This window comes from Streptomyces sp. Q2 (assembly GCF_056820935.1).
On sequence record NZ_JBXEJE010000039.1, the window covers coordinates 78,897 to 99,803 of the forward strand.

The window sequence follows — 20,907 nt, forward strand, 5'->3', positions numbered from 1 at the left end:
CAGGGTCGTTTTCCGGACAGACCCCCAGAAGCTCACCGCGGAAACCCCGAAACGCCACCGAAACACCACACTCGACGGCCCGTTTGTTCCCCGGACCGAGTTCCGTCCGTGACGGGACCGAGTTCGAACCGTTGCCCACCGTAGGCACCCGAGAGCGCCCCGTTCGCGTCACAGCAATCGCTGCGCGACCTCGGTGGCCCAGTACGTGAGGATGTTCCGCGCACCCGCCCGCTTGATGCCGGTCAGCGACTCCAGGATGGCCCGGTCCCGATCGATCCAGCCCTTCTCGGCGGCGGCCTCGATCATCGAGTACTCGCCGGAGATCTGGTAAGCGGCAACAGGCACGTCCACGGAGTCCGCCACACGGGCCAGGATGTCCAGATAGGGCCCGGCCGGCTTCACCATCACCATGTCGGCGCCCTCCTCGAGATCGAGCGCCAGCTCCCGCAGAGACTCCCGCGCGTTCGCCGGGTCCTGCTGGTACGTCTTCCGGTCACCCTTCAACGACGAACCGACGGCCTCCCGGAACGGCCCGTAGAACGCGGACGCGTACTTCGCCGTGTACGCGAGGACGGCGACATCCTCCCGCCCGATCTGATCCAGGGCATCCCGGACAACCCCGATCTGCCCGTCCATCATCCCGCTGGGCCCCACCACATGGGCCCCGGCGTCGGCCTGGACCTGAGCCATCTCGGCGTACCGCTCGAGGGTGACGTCGTTGTCGACCCGCCCCTCCCCGTCGAGCACCCCGCAGTGCCCGTGATCAGTCGTCTCGTCGAGACACAGATCGGACATGACGAGCAACTCGTCACCCACCTCGGCCCGCACATCCCGGATGGCGACCTGCAGGATCCCGTCCGGATCGGTCCCGGGCGTCCCCACCGCGTCCTTCTTCGACTCCTCCGGCACGCCGAACAGCATGATCCCGGAGATCCCGGCCGCCACGGCCTCCGCGGCGGCCTTCTTCAGCGTGTCCCGGGTGTGCTGCACCACCCCGGGCATCGCCGCGATCGGCACCGGCTCGGCAACGCCCTCGCGCACAAAGGCCGGAAGGATGAAATCCGCGGGATGCAGCCGGGTCTCGGCGACCATCCTCCGCATGACGGGGGTGGTCCGCAGCCGCCGGGGCCGACTGCCGGGAAAGGATCCGTACGTCGTCATACACCCACGCTACGCCCGCCCCACCACCCCCTTTGCCGACGCCCCGTCGGCCCGTACAAGCCCCAGGCACGACCCGACTCGGTCGGTCGAGAGGTGCACGAACTGCACCCGCGCCCGGCCACGGCGGCAAGGGGCCGTGTCGGGGGGTGTCCGCCAGCAGCGGTTGGCGCGTCAACACGGGTGAGCCGGTAGGTGACCGATTCCGCGCCGTTCCGAGGACGGACACCCCCCGACACGGCCCCGACCTCCCACGCATCCGAAGCCGGAACCCGTACCCCGCATGCGCCACACACACCACAGGTCCAAGCTGAAAGTACAAGCCTCCCACCCCCGGAGGACGAGATGACGTCCACGCACCACCCCCACCCCACCCCCGACCTCTTCGCCCTCTCCGACATCAGAGGCCCGGTCCTGCGCCCCGGCGACGACGGCTACGCCGACGAGGTCACCGGTTTCAACCTGGCCGCCCTGCACACCCCCGACGTGGTCATAGGAGCAACCAGCGCCGACGACATCGTCGCGGCGATGCGCTGGGCGACCGCGACCGGCACCCCGGTAGCCGTCCAGGCCACCGGCCACGGCGCCAACTTCCCCATAGACAGCGGCCTGTTGATCACGACCACCCGTATGACGGACGTACAGATCGACCCGGCCAACCGCACCGCGACCACCGCCGCCGGCGCGAAGTGGCGCCACGTCATGGACGCCGCGGCCCCCCACGGCCTCGGCCCCCTGACCGGCACCTCCACAGACGCGGGCGTCGTCGGCTACACCCTCGGCGGCGGCCTCCCCGTCCTCGGCCGGACCTACGGCTACGCGGCCGACCTGGTCCGCTCGTTCCAGGTCGTCACCCCCGACGGCGTTCTCCGCGAGGTGAACCAGAGCACCGAACCCGAGCTTTTCTGGGCCCTGCGCGGCGGCAAGGGCAACGTAGGGATCGTCACGCGACTGACCTTCGACCTGCTCCCCCTCGCCCGCATCCTGGGCGGCGGCATCTACTGCCCCGGCGAGCACACCGAGCCCCTCCTGCGCGCATGGGCGGAGTGGACACGCACCGTGCCGAACGAGATGTGCAGCGCGTTCAGCCTCCTGCGCCTGCCCCCGATCCCCCAGATCCCCGAACCCCTGCGCGGCGGCTTCTGGGCAAGGGTGGCGATCGCGTGGACGGGCGACACACAGGAGGGCGAACGCCTCCTGGCCCCCATCCGCGAGGCCGCCCCCGTGGCGGTCGACTTGGTGGAGGAGATGGACTACGCGGCGGTGGACCGCATCTACATGGAGCCCCAGGACCCGCTCCCCGCCCGCGAATCCTGCGCCCTGCTCCGCGACCTGAGCCCGGACGCCATCCGCACGTTCCTGGACCAGGTGGGCCCGGACAACCCCGACTGCCCGATCCTCCTGGTGGAGATCCGCCACATGGGCGGAGCCCTGTCCGACCCGGCAGCGGTCGAGGACGCGATCTGCTCCCGCGACGCGGAGTACTTCCTGGAAACGGTGGCGGTCCTGGCCGCCCCGCCGGCCGCCGAGGCCATAGAACGGGCCACGACAGCCCTGCAGACCGCGATGGCCCCGTACGGCACGGGCCGCACGATGGTCAACATCCACGGCACCCCGGGCGACGAAGCGGACCGGGCCCGAGCCTGGACCCCGGAGGTCTACGCCCACCTGCAACAGGCCAAGTCGACCTGGGACCCGGACAACCTCCTGCGCTACGGCCACACGGTGACACCGGCCTGAGCACGCCACTACCAGGCAACCGCCCGCCCCCCAGGCAGCCGCACGCCACCAGGCACCCGCACGCCACCGGCAGGCAGGCCGCACACCAGCACCAGACATCCGCCCGCACCACCGGTCAGACAGCCGCACACCACCCCAGGCAACCGCCCGCACCACCGGTCAGACAGCCGCCCGCCACCCCAGGCAACCGCCCGCACCACCGGTCAGGTAGTCGTACGCCTCCGCCGAGCCCCAGGCCGCCGCTCACTCGGCCGAGTCACCGCGTCCCCGGCCTCCAGCGCGGCAGCCCTCCGCCGCAGCCCGAAGTCGGCAAGGGCCTCGGCCAGCTTGTGCACGGACGGCTCGGGAGCCATCACGTCGACCCGCAGCCCGTGCTCCTCGGCGGTCTTGGCCGTGGCGGGTCCGATACACGCGATGACCGTCACGTTGTGCGGCTTGCCGGCGATACCCACCAGGTTCCGCACCGTGCTGGACGAGGTGAACAGCACGGCGTCGAACCCACCGCCCTTGATCGCCTCACGGGTCTCGGCCGGCGGCGGCGACGCCCGCACGGTCCGGTAGGCGGTGACGTCGTCGACCTCCCACCCGAGCTCGATCAGCCCGGCGACCAGCGTCTCGGTGGCGATGTCGGCACGCGGCAGGAACACCCGGTCGATCGGGTCGAACACCGGGTCGTACGGAGGCCAGTCCTCCAGCAGCCCGGCGGCCGACTGCTCCCCACTCGGCACGAGGTCGGGCTTCACACCGAAGGCGACGAGCGCCTTGGCGGTCTGCTCCCCCACCGCGGCGACCTTGATGCCGGCGAAGGCGCGCGCGTCGAGCCCGTACTCCTCGAACTTCTCCCGGACGGCCTTCACGGCGTTCACGCTCGTGAAAGCGATCCACTCGTACCGTCCGGTCACCAGCCCCTTGACCGCCCGCTCCATCTGCTGCGGCGTCCGCGGCGGCTCGACGGCGATCGTCGGCACCTCGTGCGGCACGGCCCCGTAGGACCGCAGTTGGTCGGAGAGCGAAGCCGACTGCTCCTTGGTGCGCGGCACGAGCACCTTCCAGCCGAACAGCGGCTTGGACTCGAACCACGAGAGCTGCTCACGCTGAGCCGCGGCGGACCGCTCACCGACCACGGCTATCACCGGCCGCCCGCCCTCGGGGGACGGCAGCACCTTGGCCTGCTTCAGCGTCTGGGCGATGGTGCCCAGCGTCGCGCTCCAGGTCCGCTGCCGGGTGGTCGTACCGGCGACGGTGACGGTCAGCGGCGTATCGGGCTTGCGCCCGGCGGAGACCAGCTCACCGGCCGCGGCGGCCACGGAGTCGAGGGTCGTCGAGACGACGACCGTGCCGTCCGAGGCTCCCACCTCCGTCCAGCACCGGTCGGAGGCGGTCCGCGCATCCACGAACCGGACGTCCGCGCCTTCGGCGTCCCGCAGCGGTACGCCGGCGTAGGCGGGCACGCCGACGCCGGCCGCGACCCCGGGGACGACCTCGAACGGCACCCCCGCGGCGGCGCACGCCAGCATCTCCTCGGCGGCGTACGCGTCGAGCCCGGGATCCCCGGACACGGCACGTACGACCCGCCTGCCGCCCCGCGCGGCCTCCATGACAAGATGTGCGGCATCCCGCACGACGGGGACACTCACGGTGGTTGATGCGCCGTCAACTACCGTTAGTTGAGGCGTGCCTGTGCCCGGAGTCGGACCGGAGGACAGATCCACAGAGGGATCCGAATCCGTGTTCACGACGGTGACACCGGCCCTGGCGTGCGTACGTACGACGTCGAGCACTTCGTGCCCGGCGACGAGAACGTCCGCGTGCGTCAGCGCCTCGACGGCGCGAAGAGTCAGCAGTCCCGGATCCCCGGGTCCGGCACCAAGGAAGGTGACGTGCCCGTGTTCGTGACCGGCGGCGGGAAGGGTGGTGGGGCTCACTGTGCTCGCTCCCCCATCAGACCGGCCGCGCCCTGGGCAAGCATCTCGGCAGCGAGCTCGCGACCGAGCGCCATTGCCTGGTCGTTCGTCTCGGGCACGGGACCGGTGGTGGACAACTGCACCATCCGCGTGCCGTCGGTGGTACCGACGACTGCGCGCAGGCGCATTTCCTTGACAATCTGCCCGTCGGCCAGAAGGTCGGCCAGCGCGCCCACAGGGGCGCTGCAACCGGCCTCCAGGGCGGCGAGCAGGGACCGTTCGGCAGTCACGGCGACCCGCGTGAACGGGTCGTCGAGCTCACCGAGCGCGGCGATCAGGTGCGCGTTGTCCGCGGCACATTCGATCGCGAGTGCCCCCTGGCCGGGGGCGGGCAAAACCGTGTCGACCGACAGGAAGTCGGTCACTTCGTCACCGCGGCCGATGCGATTGAGGCCGGCCGCGGCCAGCACGACCGCATCCAGCTCGCCGTCGCGCACGAACCCGATCCGCGTATCCACGTTCCCCCGGATCGGAACCGTCTCGATGTCCAGCCCGTGGCCGCGCGCGTACGCGTTCAGCTGGGCCATCCGGCGCGGCGAACCCGTACCGATGCGCGCGCCGCGCGGCAGGTCGGTGAACTTCAGCGCGTCCCGGGCGACGATCACGTCCCGCGGGTCCTCGCGCACCGGTACGGCGGCGAGCGCCAGCTGGTCGGGCTGCCCGGTAGGCAGGTCCTTCAGCGAATGAACCGCGAAGTCGACCTCCCCCTTCAGCAGCGCTTCCCGCAGCGCGGTCACGAAGACGCCCGTGCCGCCGATCTGTGCGAGCTGCTCGCGGGAGGTGTCGCCGTAGGTGGTGATCTCGACGAGCTCGACGGGCCGTCCGGTCACCTGGCTCACGGCGTCCGCGACCTGCCCGGACTGGGCCATGGCGAGTTTGCTCCGCCTGGTCCCGAGCCTCAATGCCTTGCTACTCATGCCGGCCCTCGGTTCTTGCTGTTCTCAGGTTCGTCGTCGGCGCCGTCGGCCCGGGAGACGGCGGCCACCGTCTCGGGGTCGAGGTCGAACAGGGTCCGCAGCGCGTCCGCGTACCCGGCGCCGCCAGGTTCGGCCGCCAGCTGCTTGATCCGTACGGTCGGCGCGTGCAGCAGTTTGTCGACGACGCGCTTCACGGTCTGGGTGATCTCGGCGCGGTGCTTGTCGTCGAGGCCGGGCAGCCGCCCGTCGAGCCGGGCGATCTCGCCCGCGACCACGTCGGCGGCCATCGTGCGCAGCGCGACCACGGTGGGCGTGATGTGCGCGGCCCGCAGCGCGGCCCCGAAGGCGGCGACCTCGTCGGCGACGATACGGCGGACCTGGTCGACGTCGGCCGCCATCGGAGCGTCGGCCGAGGCGTCGGCCAGTGACTCGATGTCCACGAGCCGCACCCGGGCCAGCCGGTGCACGGCCGCGTCGATGTCGCGGGGCATGGCCAGGTCGAGCAGGAAGAGGGTCGGCTCGGGCCGCGGGATCTCGGCGACGGGCTCGGGCTTGCGCCGCTCGGGCACCCGGCCGAGGGTGGCCGCGGCCGCGGCGAGCGCGGCGATGGCGTCCGCCTCCTCGGCCGGGTCGAGCACGGTGAGGGCACCCGCGGGGGCGGAGGTCTGCTGGCGCTGGGTGCCCTTGTCCACCCAGGCGGCGTGCTGTTCCAGGTCGGCGGCGGCCATCCCGGCCACGGCGGCCTCCCCGAGCACGGAGAACCCGGCGGTGGCGGCCTGCGCGGCCGGCAGGTCTATCGGGCAGCCGTCCTCGGTGCCCAGGCTGGTGGGCGGGAGCTCGCCGCGCCCGGCGTCCGCCACGGCCGTACGGCCGAAGCCGCCGTCGGACGGCGTTGGCGAAACGGTCCCGCTGTGCGCGACGGTCTCTTCGGTACGGTCCTCGACCGCCGCCGCGACCGCCTCGGCCGTCAGGACCAGGCCCGTCGCTCCCGTACAGGAGACGGCGAGATCGGCACGTGTCAGCTCGGCCGGCACCGATTCCATCGGTACCGCGCGGGCCAGCACGTCCGTGTCGTCGCCCTCGGTCAGGATCTGGACGAGCCGCTCGGCGCGGTCGGGGGTGCGGTTGGCGACGACGATCTCGGCGACCCCGGCACGCGCGAGCGTGGCCGCGGCCAGCGAGGACATCGAGCCGGCGCCGATGACCAGGGCCTTCTTGCCGCGGGCCCACTGCTCGACGGCGTTGCCGGCGGCCAGTTGCTCCAGGCCGAAGGTGACCAGGGACTGTCCGGCCCGGTCGATGCCGGTCTCGGAGTGGGCACGCTTGCCGACGCGCAGGGCCTGCTGGAACAGGTCGTTCAGGAGCCGTCCGGCGGAGTGCACGTCCTGCGCCTTGGCAAGGGAGTCCTTCATCTGGCCGAGGATCTGGCCCTCGCCGACGACCATCGAGTCCAGCCCGCAGGCCACCGAGAAGAGATGGTGGACGGCCCGGTCCTCGTAGTGCACGTACAGATACGGAGTGAGCTCCTCCAGCCCCACTCCGCTGTGCTGGGCGAGCAGCGTGGACAGCTCGGCGACACCGGCGTGGAACTTGTCCACGTCGGCGTACAGCTCGATGCGGTTGCAGGTGGCGAGGACCGCGGCCTCGGTGGCGGGCTCCGCGGCGACGGTGTCCTGGAGCAGCTTGACCTGCGCGTCCGCGTTCAGCGCGGCCCGCTCCAGCACGCTGACCGGGGCGCTGCGGTGGCTCAGCCCGACGACGAGGAGACTCATGCCGGCATCACGGCGGGGACGTCCCCGTCTGGACCCTTGTCGGCGGGCTGCTTGCGGGCGGCGGTGTGCGGGACCGCGCCGTCGGCCGCGGCGGCGGCCTCCTCGCCGGCCTTGCGCTGCTCGTGGAAGGCGAGGATCTGCAGCTCGATGGAGAGGTCGACCTTGCGCACGTCGACGCCGTCCGGCACGGACAGCACGGTCGGCGCGAAGTTCAGGATGGAGGTGACCCCGGCGGCCACGAGCCGGTCGCAGACCTGCTGGGCGGCACCGGCGGGCGTGGCGATGACCCCGATGGACACGCCGTTGTCGTCGATGATCCGTTCGAGCTCGTCGGTGTGCTGGACGGGGATCCCGGCCACCGGCTTTCCGGCCATCGCGGGGTCGGCGTCTATGAGCGCGGCGACCCGGAAGCCGCGCGAGGCGAACCCGCCGTAGTTGGCGAGGGCGGCGCCGAGGTTACCGATACCGACGATCACTACCGGCCAGTCCTGGGTCAGGCCCAGCTCGCGGGAGATCTGGTAGACGAGGTACTCGACGTCGTAGCCCACACCACGCGTTCCGTACGAGCCCAGGTAGGAGAAGTCCTTGCGCAGCTTCGCGGAGTTGACCCCCGCGGCGGCCGCGAGCTCTTCGGAGGAGACCGTGGGCACCGAGCGCTCCGACAGTGCGGTCAGCGCGCGGAGGTACAGCGGAAGGCGGGCGACGGTGGCCTCGGGAATCCCTCGGCTACGGGTCGCCGGTCGGTGAGTTCGGCCAGTTGCCACGGTGCTCCTGCGGGTAGAGCGGGGCTGCAGGCGGTCACACGTTCCCGGACCGCCCCGTCGAAAGCAGGCTATGTCTTTGTGAACGCGTGCACAAAGATGGTGTCCGATTTGCCCGGCCAACGTGACCGGGGTCACGCGCCCCCGGCGCACCTGTACGGAACCGGCGCACACGCACCACCGTTCCTCTTCTCTTGGGGGCAAAACCGCACACGCTCCTCTACGATTCCCGCCCCCGAGACCAAGTCGCCGCCGATCCTAAGCGACGTTCCGGCCCAGTTGGACTACTCGGTCAGTGCCGTGCGGAGGCGGCCCTCGTCCACCCGCCAGAAGGTGTGCTGCTCCCCGTCGACGAGCACGACGGGGATCTGTTCCCAGTACTGGTCGTGGAGTTGGGGATCCTGGGTGATGTCCTTGCGCTCCCAGGGAACACCGAGATCGGCACACACCTTCTCGACCACGGTCTGTGCGTCATCACACAGATGACACCCGGGCTTGCGGACGAGAGTGACGAGCCGGTCCTGTGGGGACCTTGGGGCGTTGCGCCGAAAGAGGGGAGTCATGTCGGCCATTCTCGCTCCGCCGGACCGGCTCTTTAACGACACGGTCGCCGAGAGTTCACACCCTTCGAACCTCGCGACTCCGGAACCACCGAACAGACTGGCTATGCTCACGCCATGGCCGCTCTCGGATGGCTCACTCCCCGTAGGCGCTCCGCCACGGCGCGGAGCGTGTTGGCAGGCGAGGCCTCGGCGGAGGCCGCGCGCAAGTCGACGCAGGAAACCGCCGGTGAGGAACCGGCGTTCCCGGTGCACGGCGACGCGCACGCCGCCGCCTTCTTCGACCTGGACAACACCGTGATGCAGGGCGCCGCCCTGTTCCACTTCGGCCGCGGCCTGTACAAGCGGAAGTTCTTCGAGACCCGCGACCTCGCGAAGTTCGCCTGGCAGCAGGCGTGGTTCCGGCTGGCCGGCGTCGAGGACCCGGAGCACATGCAGGAGGCCCGCGACTCGGCGCTGTCGATCGTCCAGGGCCACCGGGTCTCCGAGCTGATGTCGATCGGCGAGGAGATCTACGACGAGTACATGGCCGAGCGCATCTGGCCCGGCACCCGGGCCCTGGCCCAGGCGCACCTGGACGCGGGCCAGAAGGTGTGGCTGGTCACCGCGGCCCCGGTGGAGATCGCCCAGGTCATCGCCCGCCGCCTCGGCCTGACCGGCGCGCTCGGCACGGTCGCCGAGTCGGTGGACGGCGTCTACACGGGCAAGCTGGTCGGTGAACCGCTGCACGGCCCGGCGAAGGCGGAGGCGGTCCGCGCGCTGGCCGCGGCGGAGGGCCTGGACCTGTCCCGCTGCGCCGCCTACAGCGACTCGCACAACGACATCCCGATGCTCTCGCTGGTCGGCCACCCCTACGCCATCAACCCGGACAGCAAGCTGCGCAAGCACGCCCGCCGGCTGGAGTGGCGCCTGCGCGACTACCGCACGGGCCGCAAGGCGGCGAAGGTCGGCATCCCGGCGGCCGCGGGCGTCGGCGCGGTGGCGGGCGGCACGGCGGCGGCGATCGCCCTGCACAAGCGCCGTCGCTGACACCGGGCGTCACAACAGGTCACGCCCGGCGCGCCCGGTCAATCCCGCAGTCGTACCCCGTGACCCCGCTGTCCAGTCCCGTTGGCTGCACACGGCCACAACACGCCCCGGACCCAGACGGAACGCGACCCTTTTCGATCAACAATCGATCACTCAGCGGTACTTGATCAGGCGCCATTCGGTTACAGAAGCGACGTAATCGGTGAATTGAGCAACTGCGTGTAGCAGCGCCTGCACTAAGCGTTATTCTCCTCAGACGCAATCCGGTACCCCTTCCGTCGCTACGGCGGGTGAACGGTCCCGCACTGCACGTGATGGAAGCTCTGCCTCTGGGAGTCCCGTGTACCCACACGTCGGGGTTGACGCCTCGGGCCTGGCTACGCTGCGCGCAACGGTCCAAGGCCTGTTGCGCGGCTTCGTCCCCACCGCGTACGCCGTCCCTGCCCTCGCCGTTGCCACCACCCCCGTCGGCCCGTGCTACGCGCTCGCCGACGGCAGCGCCGCCGTCGGAAGACGAGGGCGTTCGACCGGTGCCACAACCACCCGCCGTCCCGCCGCGGACAGCGACAGCGCCCGCATGATGGATCTTGTGGAGCGCGCTCAGGCCGGCGAGGCCGATGCCTTCGGCCGTCTCTACGACCAGTACAGCGACACCGTGTACCGGTACATCTACTACCGAGTGGGAGGCAAGGCGACCGCTGAGGATCTCACCAGCGAGACGTTCCTGCGCGCACTGCGCCGGATCGGCACGTTCACCTGGCAGGGCCGCGACTTCGGCGCGTGGCTCGTCACCATCGCCCGCAACCTCGTCGCCGACCACTTCAAGTCGAGCCGTTTCCGGCTGGAAGTCACCACCGGCGAGATGCTCGACGCCAACGAGGTCGAGCGTTCCCCCGAGGACTCCGTCCTGGAGTCCCTCTCGAACGCCGCCCTCCTCGATGCCGTACGACGGCTCAACCCCCAGCAGCAGGAGTGCGTGACACTCCGCTTCCTCCAAGGGCTCTCCGTCGCCGAGACCGCCCGCGTGATGGGCAAGAACGAGGGTGCGATCAAGACCCTCCAGTACCGCGCCGTACGCACGCTGGCCCGGCTCCTCCCGGAAGACGCCCGCTGACAGAACACACTCGGTAATACCCAACTCGCAGTCAGTGAAAGTCCGTTGACTTCCCGATCCGCTCGTCCGTCGTCCGTAACCCAAGTGCCGCGCCGCTCGTTGTGCGGGATGCAGGCTCCCTGTGGTCACTCCCTGGCCGACTTCGATCACTCGATCGAGTGCTTGTGGTCAGGGCGTGCAACCCTCAGGACCCCCTGGGGAGTCGACCGTCTTGACGAGAGGAGGTGCCGCCAGTGATCGCGAACGTATCGGCGCACCGGCGGGCGAACGCCTTCGCCCAGGCCCTGGAGGAGCAGTCCAGCCAGGGCACGGCGGCCGAGCAGTCCGATGGACCACCGCCGTCCCCGGCTGCTGCGGAACAGACCGAGCAGGGCCGCCTCACGGCCCTCGCGACCGGTCTCGGCGAGCTGCCCAAGCCACAGCTGGACCCCGCGGTCAAGGTCGTCCAGCGGGCCCAGCTCGTGGCCGCTATGGAGGCCATGCTGCTGGAGGGCACCGCTGGAGGCGAGGCAGACCGTTCGGTGCCGGAGCAGCGCTCCCGGTCCCGTGGCGCCCACCGGGCGAGCACGCTGGGCAAGCTCCGACCGCGTTCCCGGCTCACCAAGGGCCTCGCCGCGGGCGGACTCAGTGTCGGTGTCGCCGCCGGCGCGTTCGGCGGAGTCGCAGCGGCGAGCTCGGACGCCCTGCCCGGCGACTCCCTCTACGGCCTCAAGCGAGGTATCGAGGACTTCAAACTCACCTACATGTCCGACGGGGACGACGAACGCGGCGTGGCCTATCTCGACCAGGCCTCCACCCGCCTCAGCGAGGCCCGCCGGCTGATGGAGCGCGACCGCGGCGGCCCACTCGACCACGAGTCCCTCGGCGAGATCCGCCGCGCCCTGTCCGGCATGACCCACGACGCCTCCGAGGGCCACCGGCTACTGACGGCGGCGTACGAACGCGACCCGGACTCCCTCGGCCCCATCCAGGCCCTGGACACCTTCTCGCGCTCGCACCGAGAAGTGTGGGGCGCGCTCCGCGACCGGCTGCCCGTCCAGCTCGGTGACGTCAGCCAGGAGGTGTCGTCGGTCTTCGAAGCCATAGACGAAGAGGTCGCCCCGCTCCAGTCCCTCCTCCCGAAGCCCCCGGCCCCGGGCGGCGGCAACGGCCAGCGGCAGGGCTCCGGCTCGGCATCCTCCGACACCTCGACGGGTTCCGGCCGTTCGTCGGCGCCCGGCACCGGCGACGGCGGCTCCTCCGGCGGCAGCGGCACCGGCAGCAACAGCCCCAGCAAGTCGGCCGGCTCCGACACCGAGGACGACGGCCTCCTGGGCGGCAACACCGGCGGCCTCCTCGACCCGCCCGAGGACACCGGCAGCTCGTCCCCGCCGACCACGACACCGACCACCCAGCCCGACGTCACCGTCCCGCCGCTCCTGCCCGGCCTGCTGCCCGGCCTGGGCATCGACCCGGAGGACGCGGAGTAGTCCGTACGACGACGGGGGCGCCCTTCCTGAGAAGGGCGCCCCCGTCGTCGTACCCAGGCTTTCGTCTGGTTCTCAAAAGGTCTCTCAGAAGAAGACCGACCGACGCTGCACCAGCAGCTTGTAAAGCGTGTGCTGGATCTGTTCGCGGACCTGGTCGGTCAGGTTGAACATCAGCATCGGATCCTCGGCCGCCTCCGGCGGATAGCCGTCCGTCGGGATCGGCTCGCCGAACTGGATGGTCCACTTGGTCGGCAGCGGGATCCCACCCAGCGGACCCAGCCACGGGAAGGTCGGCGTGAGCGGGAAGTACGGGAAGCCCAGGACCCTCGCGAGGGTCTTGGCGTTGCCGATCATCGGGTAGATCTCCTCGGCCCCGACGATCGAGCACGGGATGATCGGGGTGCCCTGGCGCAGCGCCGTCGAGACGAAGCCGCCGCGGCCGAAGCGCTGAAGCTTGTAGCGCTCGCTGAAGGGCTTGCCGATGCCCTTGAAGCCCTCGGGCATCACCCCGACCACCTCGCCCTGGGCCAGCAGCCGTTCGGCGTCCTCGGCGCAGGCCAGGGTGTGGCCGAGCTTGCGGGCCAGCTCGTTGACCACCGGCAGCATGAACACCAGGTCCGCCGCCAGGAGCCGCAGATGGCGGTTGGCGGGATGGTGGTCGTGGACGGCGACCTGCATCATCAGGCCGTCCAGCGGCAGCGTCCCGGAATGGTTGGCGACGATCAGCGCCCCGCCCTCCGACGGGATGTTCTCGACGCCCTTCACCTCGACCCGGAAGTACTTCTCGTACACCGGGCGCAGCAGGGACATCAGGACCTGGTCGGTCAGCTCCTCGTCGTAGCCGAAGTCGTCGACCTCGTAGTCGCCGGTGAGGCGGCGGCGCAGGAAGGCGAGGCCGCCCGCGACACGGCGCTCCAGGCCGCCGCCGGACTCGCTCTCGTCCGGCGACTGCTGGGGCGGCTGTTCCTCACGGGTCACAAGAACATCATCCTGCGCCGGCGACCTGCTGGGCAGGGGCTGGACCTCACGGACCTGCGCCGATTCCGTGCCCTTGCGCCGGCTGCCCGCGCTCCGGCGCCGCGGCGGGCGCTGCACGGCGCTCCCGCGGGACCGGTCGTCGTCGAACGGAATGACCTTGGCGTCCGCCATCGTTGATGCGCTCCTCAGTTGGCGCTCTGCGTCGGGGGGTGGCCGCTGCCCGCCAGCGGCAGCGCGGCGATCCGGTCGACGGCCCCCGCAAGGGCCTCCGGCGGCAGAAGTCCCGGTCCGCGACTGCGCGCGAACTCCGCGAACGTCTCCGCCGTCGTGTGCTTCGGCTTGAACCCGAGCGTCTCACGCATCTGGGTCGTCGACACGACCCGGCCGTGGGTGAGCAGCCGGATCTGTTCGGGCGAGAAGTCCGTCATGCCCAGCGTACGCACCAGCGATCCGGTCCAGGTGACCGCGGGAAGCAGCAACGGCACCGTGGGCCGCCCCAGCCGCCGCGAGCACTGCGACAGCAGCAGGACCCCGTCCCCGGCGATGTTGAACGTCCCGCTGTTGAGCGTCCCCCGCGCCGGTTCGTGCGAGGCGATCCGCAGCACCTCGATCACGTCGTCCTCGTGCACGAACTGCAGCCGGGGGTCGTAGCCCAGCACGGTCGGCAGGATCGGCAGCGAGAAGTACGCGGCGAGCGGGGTGTCCGCGGTCGGGCCGAGGATGTTGGCGAACCGCAGCACGCACACGGCGACGTCCGGCCGCCGCCGGGCGAACCCGCGCACATAGCCCTCGACCTCCACCGCGTCCTTGGCGAACCCGCCACTGGGCAGCGACTTCGGCGGGGTGTTCTCGGTGAACACGGCGGGATCGCGCGGCGCGGATCCGTACACGTTCGTACTGGACTTGACCACGAGCCGCTTCACGGTCGGGGACTTCTGACAGGCCCCCAGCAGCTGCATGGTGCCGATGACGTTGGTCTCCTTGACGGAGGTCCGGCTGCCGCTGCCCAGCGCGGTACCGGTGACGTCCATGTGGACGACCGTGTCGGCGGCCGTCTCCGCGAGCACACGCGCTATCCCGGGCTGGCGGATGTCGGCCTGGATGAAGTCGGCACCGCCCAGGTGGTGCTCGGGCGGCACAGCGTCCACGGCGATCACCCGGTCCACCTGCGGGTCACGCTGGATGCGTCGTACGAAACGGCCCCCCAGTTGACGGGCCACTCCGGTCACGAGCACGACCTTGCCCAAGATCAGCGCCTTCCTTCCAGCCCATCCGGCACTCGTAGCCTGCCGCGTTCCCCGTGTGCGGCCAACCTAGCGGGTTGATGTTGCGCTGTGATGACTGCCCAATGCAAGAAGTGACGACATCAAGCCCCCGAGTGACGAACCCAAAACCCTCGGACGCGGTACCCGGACACGCGTGTGGCCCCCCACCATCACGGGTGGGGGGCCACAGAACACGCTCTCGCGGTGTCGCTTACTTCTTGTTGCGACGCTGAACGCGCGTGCGCTTGAGCAGCTTGCGGTGCTTCTTCTTGGCCATCCGCTTGCGCCGCTTCTTAATAACAGAGCCCACGACTACCCTCGCTCACTTCTCATCACTCGGTGCTGGGCGCCATGGGCCCATACGACCTACGAGGGGCTAGCCTACCCGCCCGAGCGCTGAGGTCGTAATCGAGGGGACCGGGGTGATCCAATACCGCCCTGAGACCGCCCCGGCCCGCCGTCGTCAGGCTGTTTCCACCCCCACATAGCTCTCACGCAGGTACTCGTGAACCGCATTCTCCGGGACGCGGAAGGACCGCCCCACCCGGATGGCGGGCAGATGACCGCTGTGCACCAATCGGTACACGGTCATCTTCGACACTCGCATCACCGAGGCGACTTCCGCCACGGTAAGGAACTGAACCTCGCTCAGAGGCCTCTGCTCAGCAGCCATGACACACCTGAACCTTCCGCACTCGACGGCCACCGGCTTCCCCTTCCGGTGACTCTTCGTCGCTGCGTGCTCACTCCCCAATGTAGGGGCGGGTGATGCAAGTGGGGAAGAGGTGCACCCATCGGCGGCCTACTGTGACAGACACGCTCGATTGAGTACGTAGCGGGTCAGCGGCCGGTAGTAATCAGACCGCACACCGTCATCAAGTGGAACGACGACGGACACGACCCCCTCCGCCTCCCCCACAAAGAGCGCGGGGTCATCCGTATCCGCCAGCCCAATGGCCTCACACCCCAGCTGACCTGCTCCGCAGACCCAGCCGTGGTCTCCGATGACGAGCTCGGGAAGAGGTCCGCCGGCATCCGCGGCCGCGGCCAGCGCGACCCGAACCGGGAGCGGTGAGTGCGTGTGTGCGCCGGTCGCACAACCGGAGCTCGGCGCGCCCGGTTCCCGCACCAGCGCGACTCCTCGTACGTAGTCAAGGTTGTACGTGCGTAGACCGAACCGGGTCGTTATGTCGACAGAGTGACCCTGCGCCGGGGTGAGGACGGTACATCCCGCCGCCGACAACGCGTCCGCCAAGGCGGCGTAGAAGCCGAGCAGTCGATGGGGGTGTCCGGTGCCGAGGAGCACGGTCGAGCGGCACTGGACGGCCGCCTCGATCCGCCCGGCGAAGGCATCCAGGGCGGCCAGCGTCCGCTCAGGATCGATCACGTCATGGCCTTCGACATCCCGAGGGTCGCCCGAAACGCCACACTTGTCCGCCATCAATCCGATCAAATCCCGCTGCCCCCAAGACCACTGAGGATCAAGCCCGATCAGCACCCGAGGATCCCGAGCAGCGAACAACCGATAACTCCGCAGACTCTCCTCCCGCGAGGTCGCCACCTTCCCGGCCAACCCCGCGGCAAGCAGATGGGCACGCAGCGCCCCGACGCTCAACACGCTGCGATGCTGACGGAAAACCCCCACCCCCGCGACCCGAACCCCCAAACACCCCACAGTCGGCGTAACCCCCACCCACCCAGACCCGAGGCCCACCCCCAGCCCTGCCCGGGCGCAGAGTCCCGCCCCACCCGGCGCCCACCTCTGCCCGGGGCGCACGGGCCCGCCCACCCCGCCGAAGGCCCACCCCTGCCCGAGGCGCATGGGCCCGTCCACCCCTCCGAAGGCCTACCCCTGCCCGGGGCGCAGAGGCACAGCCCCACTCGCGCCCAAGAGCCCAGCCCGCCAAGGGCCCACGGCCCAACCCTGCCTTGGTGCAGGGGCCCGCCCCGCCCAGGTCCAGGGGCCCGGCCCGGTCCGGGCCCGCCCCGCCCGGGTCCAGAGGTCCGGCCCGCCAAGGATCCACGGCCCACCCTGCCTGGGCGCAGGGGGCACAGACCGGCCTGGTCCAGCGGGGAGCCCGACCCAGGGTGCGGGGGCCCGCCCAGGTGCAGAGGCCGGGCCTCGTGCCCTGATGTCCAGGGGCAGCCCGGCCCGACCCAGGGTGCAGTGGCCCGCCCACGTGCAGAGGCCCGGCCTCGCGCCCGGGTCCAGCGGCCCATTTCCCCGCCCGGGTCCAGAGGCCCAGCCTCGCCCGGTGTACAAGGGCCCAGCCCCGCCTCGCATGCAGTGCCCGACCGGGGCGCAGGAGCGCAGCCCCGCCAAGGATCCACGGCCCACCCTGCCTGGGCGCAGGGCCCACCCCGCTCAGATCCAGGGGGCCAGCCGCGCCCGGCCCAGGGCGCAGCCCGGCCCAGGGCGCAGCGACCCCAACCCCGCCCCGGGTCCAGGGGCGGGGCTCAACCCCGCCTCGCGTGCGGCGCCCCGCCCTCGGCGCAGGAGCGCAGCCCGGCCCGAGATGCAGCGGCCGCCCCGCCCCCGAGTCCAGAGACCCAATCCCGCCCGAGTCCAGAGGCACAACCCCGCCCGAGTCCAGGAGCCCAGCCCGGCCCGACCCAAGGACTCAGCCCGGCCCGGGGTGCAACGCCCCGCCCGAGGCCCAGCCCCGCCAAGGACCCACGGCCCAGCCCTCCAGGGGTCCAGGGGCCCTGCCCCTGGCGGGGTCGAAGGGGCAGCGCCCCTGGGGGATGGGACGGGTAGGGGCGGCGGGGGCGAGGAAACGTCATCGCCAACCCCCACCACGCCCTACGCCAACAACCCCCGCAACGGAAACACCGCCCGCCGAGCCGCCAACACCGCCTGGTCCAACCGATCCGCAGGGTCGTACCCCGCCTCCCAGCCGGCCCACCCCACCGGCCATCGCCCATCAGTCATCCGCCCCGGCCCCAACTGCCGAGTCCGAGCGAACACTTCCTGCCGCCACCCATCAGGAATCATCGCCGTGGGCTCCACCGCCCGCCCCGCCGCAATCCCCACCAGATGAGTCCATGACCGCGGCACCACATCCACCACCGCGTAACCGCCCCCGCCCAACGCGACCCACCGCCCGTCGGCGTACTCGTGCGCCAGGTCGTGACAGGCCTCCTGCACGGCCCGCTGCGCGTCCAGAGACACGGCCAGATGAGCCAGCGGATCCTCGAAATGCGTGTCGGCCCCGTGCTGAGTCACCAGCACCTCCGGCCGAAAGTCGGCGATCACCTCCGGCACCACCGCATGGAACGCCCGCAACCACCCCGCGTCCCCGGTCCCCGCCGGCAACGCGACATTCACGGCCGCCCCCTCCGCGCTCTCCGCCCCCGTCTCCTCCGGCCACCCGGTCTGCGGGAACAACGTACGGGGATGCTCATGCAGCGAAATCGTCAGAACCCGCGGATCCTCCCAGAACGCCGCCTGCACCCCGTCCCCGTGATGCACGTCGACATCCACATAGGCGACCCGCGAGGCCCCGAGCTCCAGCAACCGGGCGATGGCGAGCGACGCGTCGTTGTAGATGCAGAACCCCGACGCAGCCCCCGGCATCGCATGATGCAACCCACCCGCGAAGTTCACCGCGTGCAGCGCGTCCCCCCGCCACACGGCCTCCGCGGCTCCCACCGACTGCCCCGCGATCAGCGCGGACACCTCGTGCATCCCGGCGAACGCCGGATCATCCATGGTCCCCAGCCCGTACGACTGGTCAGCCGCCCCGGGATCCACGGAAGCCGCCTTGACGGCCTCGATGTAGTCCTCCCGGTGAACCAGCCGCAGCGTGGACTCCCCGGCCGGCTTGGCGGCCACCACCGTCATCTCCCGATCAAGCCCGAAGGCCTGGACAAGACTCCAGGTAAGGGCCAGCCGGACCGGATCCATCGGATGATCCGGACCGAAGTCATAGCCCGTTACTGCCTCGTCCCACATCAGCTGTGCGCGGCCGCTCATGCCCGCCACCGTATCGGTCCGGTTGAGCGGCGAACGACCGGGCGTACACCAGCGTCACCAGCACCAACACCATCGGCACAAGCATGGCCCCGCGATAACTCCAGGCGTCCCCCAACGCCCCCACCAACGGCGACCCGACCAGGAACCCGACGTAGTTGAAAACATTGAGCCGGGCCACGGCCGCATCGGACGCCCCCGGGAACAACCGCCCGGCCGCCGCGAAGGTCTGCGGCACCAGCACACACAACCCGAGCCCCAGCAACGTGAACCCGAGCATCCCGACCCACGCCCCGGGCGCCACCGCCACCACGCCGAACCCGACCGCCGCCACCACCGCGCCAGCCCGCACGACAGCGACCGCCCCGAACCGCCGTACCCCGAGGTCCCCGATGGCCCGCCCCACCAACGTGGTCACCATGTACACGTTGTACGGCACGGTCGCCAGCTGCTCACTGCTCCCCAGCACGTCCTGCAGATACTTCGCGCTCCAGTTGGAGACGGTCGAGTCCCCGATGTACGCGAAACACATCACCAGACACAGCGGCAGGAGCAACTTGAAGGCGAGGGTCCCGCCCTCGCCCTTCTCCTCCACGACATCGGCGTCCCCGCCCCCGTCGACGTACCACCGACTCCCCACCAGGGCCGCCGGCAACAGCAACAGCACCACCGGCAGATACGACACCCACAACGCGAGATGCCAGTGCGCCCCCGCCCAGGCGAGTGAGGCGCCCAGGATCCCGCCCAGGCTGTACACGGCATGGAAACTGAGCATGATGCTGCGCCCGTACGCCCGCTGCAGACTCACCCCGAGCATGTTCATCGACGCGTCCAGCGCACCCACGGCGAGCCCGAAGGCGGCGAGCGACACTCCCAGTTCGAGCATCGACTCCCCCGCCCCCACCCCGAGCAGCGCCAGGAGCACGACGGGCTGGGACCAGCGGAGTATCCGGCTGGGCGGTATTCGCTTCACCAACTGCTCGGTGCTCACGCTCCCGACGCCGGCGAGGATCGGCACGGCCGCGAGGAACGCGGGCAGCAACGCGTCGGAGACCCCGTATCGGNGACCAGCGGAGTATCCGGCTGGGCGGTATTCGCTTCACCAACTGCTCGGTGCTCACGCTCCCGACGCCGGCGAGGATCGGCACGGCCGCGAGGAACGCGGGCAGCAACGCGTCGGAGACCCCGTATCGGTCCTGGATGGCCGGGATCCGCGTCACGAGCAGGGCGAAGGCGACACCCTGCGCGAAGAAGCTGAACGCCAGCGAGGCCCTACCGCGCCGCAGCACATCAGTCATGGCCGCGAGCGTAGGGCCCCGGCGTACTCATGGGTAGATCCAGCCAAAGATGAGTTTCCCTCAGCTTTACTTCGTCACCGGTGACAGCCCCACCAAACGCCTCGTCGACCGTCCGCACTGACGTCAGACCAGCAGGTCAGCCAACTCCCCCATGCCCGAGAAGAGTTGATTGGCCCCCGCCAGCCGCTCGGCAGGAGTCATGGCGGTGAACCCGTACACATCCATCCCGGCCGACACAGCCGCCCGCACCCCCAACGGACTGTCTTCGATGACGACACACCGCTCGGGCGCGACACCCATCCGCTCGGCCGCGTACAGGAAGAGGTCCGGTGCCGGCTTCCCTCGTCCCACATCCTGCGAACTGAAGATCCGCCCCTCGTCGAACCACCGGTCCAGCCCGGTCTTCCGATGCCCCACCCGGATCCGCTCATGGCTCCCGGAAGAGGCGACGCAGTACGGCACCCCGTCCGCGGTCAGCTTCTCCAGCACCCCCACGGCGCCCGCCACGGGTTCCAGCTCGCGCTCGAAGGCCGCGAACACCCGCCCGTGGAAGACGTCGTCGAAGTCCCCGGGAAGCCGCCTCCCCGTGCGCTCCCGAACGAGGTCGTGGATCCGATGCATCGCGGCGCCCATGTAGTCCCGGATGGAGTCCTCGTACGACGTCGGGTGCCCGAGCTCGGTCAGATAGCCGGCCAGGAGCCGGTTGGAGATGGGCTCGCTGTCGACGAGGACACCGTCGTTGTCGAAGATGACTAGGTCATAGCGCATGGCCCGACCCTAAACGACCCGGAAAAACAGAAAACCCCCGTGCCGATGGCACGGGGGTTTTCTCAAAAATTGTTCGGCGGCGTCCTACTCTCCCACAGGGTCCCCCCTGCAGTACCATCGGCGCTGTAAGGCTTAGCTTCC

General features: G+C 70.5%; 17 protein-coding genes, 1 rRNA gene and 1 pseudogene. 4 read left to right on the top strand and 15 right to left on the bottom strand.

Translation table 11 applies throughout. The annotated features are described in order from the left end of the window. Nucleotides 1-168 precede the first annotated feature (168 nt). On the bottom strand, nucleotides 169-1,161 hold the full coding sequence (hemB, locus tag ACWBNA_RS35890; protein WP_482708695.1) for a porphobilinogen synthase: 993 nt from the start codon (nucleotides 1,159-1,161) through the stop codon (nucleotides 169-171). A gap of 342 nt (nucleotides 1,162-1,503) precedes the next feature. Between hemB and ACWBNA_RS35895 the strand changes: the two genes are divergently transcribed. Then, the gene (locus ACWBNA_RS35895; RefSeq protein WP_482708696.1) at nucleotides 1,504-2,898 is read left to right on the top strand and encodes an FAD-binding oxidoreductase; all 1,395 of its coding nucleotides are present in this window, start codon (nucleotides 1,504-1,506) and stop codon (nucleotides 2,896-2,898) included. 203 nt (nucleotides 2,899-3,101) lie between these two features. Here ACWBNA_RS35895 and ACWBNA_RS35900 read toward each other — a convergent pair whose 3' ends face one another. From ACWBNA_RS35900 to ACWBNA_RS35920, 5 genes are all read right to left on the bottom strand, one after another. After that, nucleotides 3,102-4,823, bottom strand: a complete 1,722-nt coding sequence (locus ACWBNA_RS35900; RefSeq protein ID WP_482708698.1) for a bifunctional uroporphyrinogen-III C-methyltransferase/uroporphyrinogen-III synthase — start codon at nucleotides 4,821-4,823, stop codon at nucleotides 3,102-3,104. After that, nucleotides 4,820-5,779, bottom strand: coding sequence for a hydroxymethylbilane synthase (gene hemC / locus ACWBNA_RS35905; protein WP_482708699.1), 960 nt, complete (start codon nucleotides 5,777-5,779; stop codon nucleotides 4,820-4,822). Before hemC ends, ACWBNA_RS35900 begins: the two co-directional genes overlap by 4 nt. Further along, entirely contained in the window at nucleotides 5,776-7,551 is a 1,776-nt protein-coding gene (locus ACWBNA_RS35910; RefSeq protein WP_482708700.1) for a glutamyl-tRNA reductase, read from the bottom strand. The genes hemC and ACWBNA_RS35910 overlap by 4 nt, the downstream gene beginning before the upstream one ends. After that, nucleotides 7,548-8,315: a redox-sensing transcriptional repressor Rex gene (locus ACWBNA_RS35915; protein WP_482708702.1), complete on the bottom strand. Its 768-nt coding sequence runs from the start codon at nucleotides 8,313-8,315 to the stop codon at nucleotides 7,548-7,550. The genes ACWBNA_RS35910 and ACWBNA_RS35915 overlap by 4 nt, the downstream gene beginning before the upstream one ends. Before the next feature lie 281 nt (nucleotides 8,316-8,596). After that, a complete protein-coding gene (locus ACWBNA_RS35920; RefSeq protein WP_482708703.1) occupies nucleotides 8,597-8,875 on the bottom strand; it encodes a glutaredoxin family protein in 279 nt (92 codons plus the stop codon). A gap of 114 nt (nucleotides 8,876-8,989) precedes the next feature. Here ACWBNA_RS35920 and ACWBNA_RS35925 point away from each other — a divergent pair, with 114 nt between their 5' ends. The 3 genes from ACWBNA_RS35925 to ACWBNA_RS35935 all read left to right on the top strand — a co-directional run bounded on the left by ACWBNA_RS35925 (nucleotide 8,990) and on the right by ACWBNA_RS35935 (nucleotide 12,484). After that, the gene (locus tag ACWBNA_RS35925; protein ID WP_482708704.1) at nucleotides 8,990-9,901 is read left to right on the top strand and encodes an HAD family hydrolase; all 912 of its coding nucleotides are present in this window, start codon (nucleotides 8,990-8,992) and stop codon (nucleotides 9,899-9,901) included. A gap of 340 nt (nucleotides 9,902-10,241) precedes the next feature. Then, nucleotides 10,242-11,015, top strand: coding sequence for an ECF subfamily RNA polymerase sigma factor, BldN family (locus ACWBNA_RS35930; protein ID WP_482708705.1), 774 nt, complete (start codon nucleotides 10,242-10,244; stop codon nucleotides 11,013-11,015). A 233-nt stretch (nucleotides 11,016-11,248) separates the two neighbouring features. Beyond that, nucleotides 11,249-12,484, top strand: a complete 1,236-nt coding sequence (locus ACWBNA_RS35935; protein WP_482708706.1) for a DUF5667 domain-containing protein — start codon at nucleotides 11,249-11,251, stop codon at nucleotides 12,482-12,484. Between the two features lie 84 nt (nucleotides 12,485-12,568). Here the strand turns inward: ACWBNA_RS35935 and ACWBNA_RS35940 are convergent, their stop codons facing one another. The 9 genes and pseudogenes from ACWBNA_RS35940 to rrf form a co-directional block, all read right to left on the bottom strand. After that, nucleotides 12,569-13,633 (bottom strand): lysophospholipid acyltransferase family protein, encoded by a 1,065-nt coding sequence (locus ACWBNA_RS35940; protein WP_482708707.1) that lies wholly within the window; start codon nucleotides 13,631-13,633, stop codon nucleotides 12,569-12,571. A gap of 14 nt (nucleotides 13,634-13,647) precedes the next feature. Further along, a complete protein-coding gene (locus ACWBNA_RS35945) occupies nucleotides 13,648-14,709 on the bottom strand; it encodes an NAD-dependent epimerase/dehydratase family protein (RefSeq protein WP_482708708.1) in 1,062 nt (353 codons plus the stop codon). Between the two features lie 229 nt (nucleotides 14,710-14,938). Then, complete coding sequence (locus ACWBNA_RS35950; RefSeq protein ID WP_003948845.1) at nucleotides 14,939-15,037, bottom strand: 30S ribosomal protein bS22; 99 nt, start codon at nucleotides 15,035-15,037, stop codon at nucleotides 14,939-14,941. A 153-nt stretch (nucleotides 15,038-15,190) separates the two neighbouring features. Beyond that, entirely contained in the window at nucleotides 15,191-15,400 is a 210-nt protein-coding gene (locus tag ACWBNA_RS35955; protein WP_016437488.1) for a helix-turn-helix domain-containing protein, read from the bottom strand. Nucleotides 15,401-15,529: 129 nt separating this feature from the next. Then, complete coding sequence (locus ACWBNA_RS35960) at nucleotides 15,530-16,345, bottom strand: phosphatase (protein WP_482708710.1); 816 nt, start codon at nucleotides 16,343-16,345, stop codon at nucleotides 15,530-15,532. A gap of 1,185 nt (nucleotides 16,346-17,530) precedes the next feature. Then, nucleotides 17,531-18,703, bottom strand: coding sequence for an acetoin utilization protein AcuC (locus ACWBNA_RS35965; RefSeq protein ID WP_482708711.1), 1,173 nt, complete (start codon nucleotides 18,701-18,703; stop codon nucleotides 17,531-17,533). Further along, a pseudogene (locus tag ACWBNA_RS35970) lies at nucleotides 18,654-19,763 on the bottom strand (MFS transporter); the annotation flags it as partial. The gene ACWBNA_RS35965 and the pseudogene ACWBNA_RS35970, both read right to left, overlap by 50 nt. Nucleotides 19,764-20,121: 358 nt before the next feature. After that, complete coding sequence (locus tag ACWBNA_RS35975; RefSeq protein WP_482708712.1) at nucleotides 20,122-20,766, bottom strand: HAD family hydrolase; 645 nt, start codon at nucleotides 20,764-20,766, stop codon at nucleotides 20,122-20,124. Between the two features lie 71 nt (nucleotides 20,767-20,837). Further along, nucleotides 20,838-20,907: ribosomal RNA gene (gene rrf, locus ACWBNA_RS35980) — 5S ribosomal RNA — on the bottom strand; the annotation flags it as partial.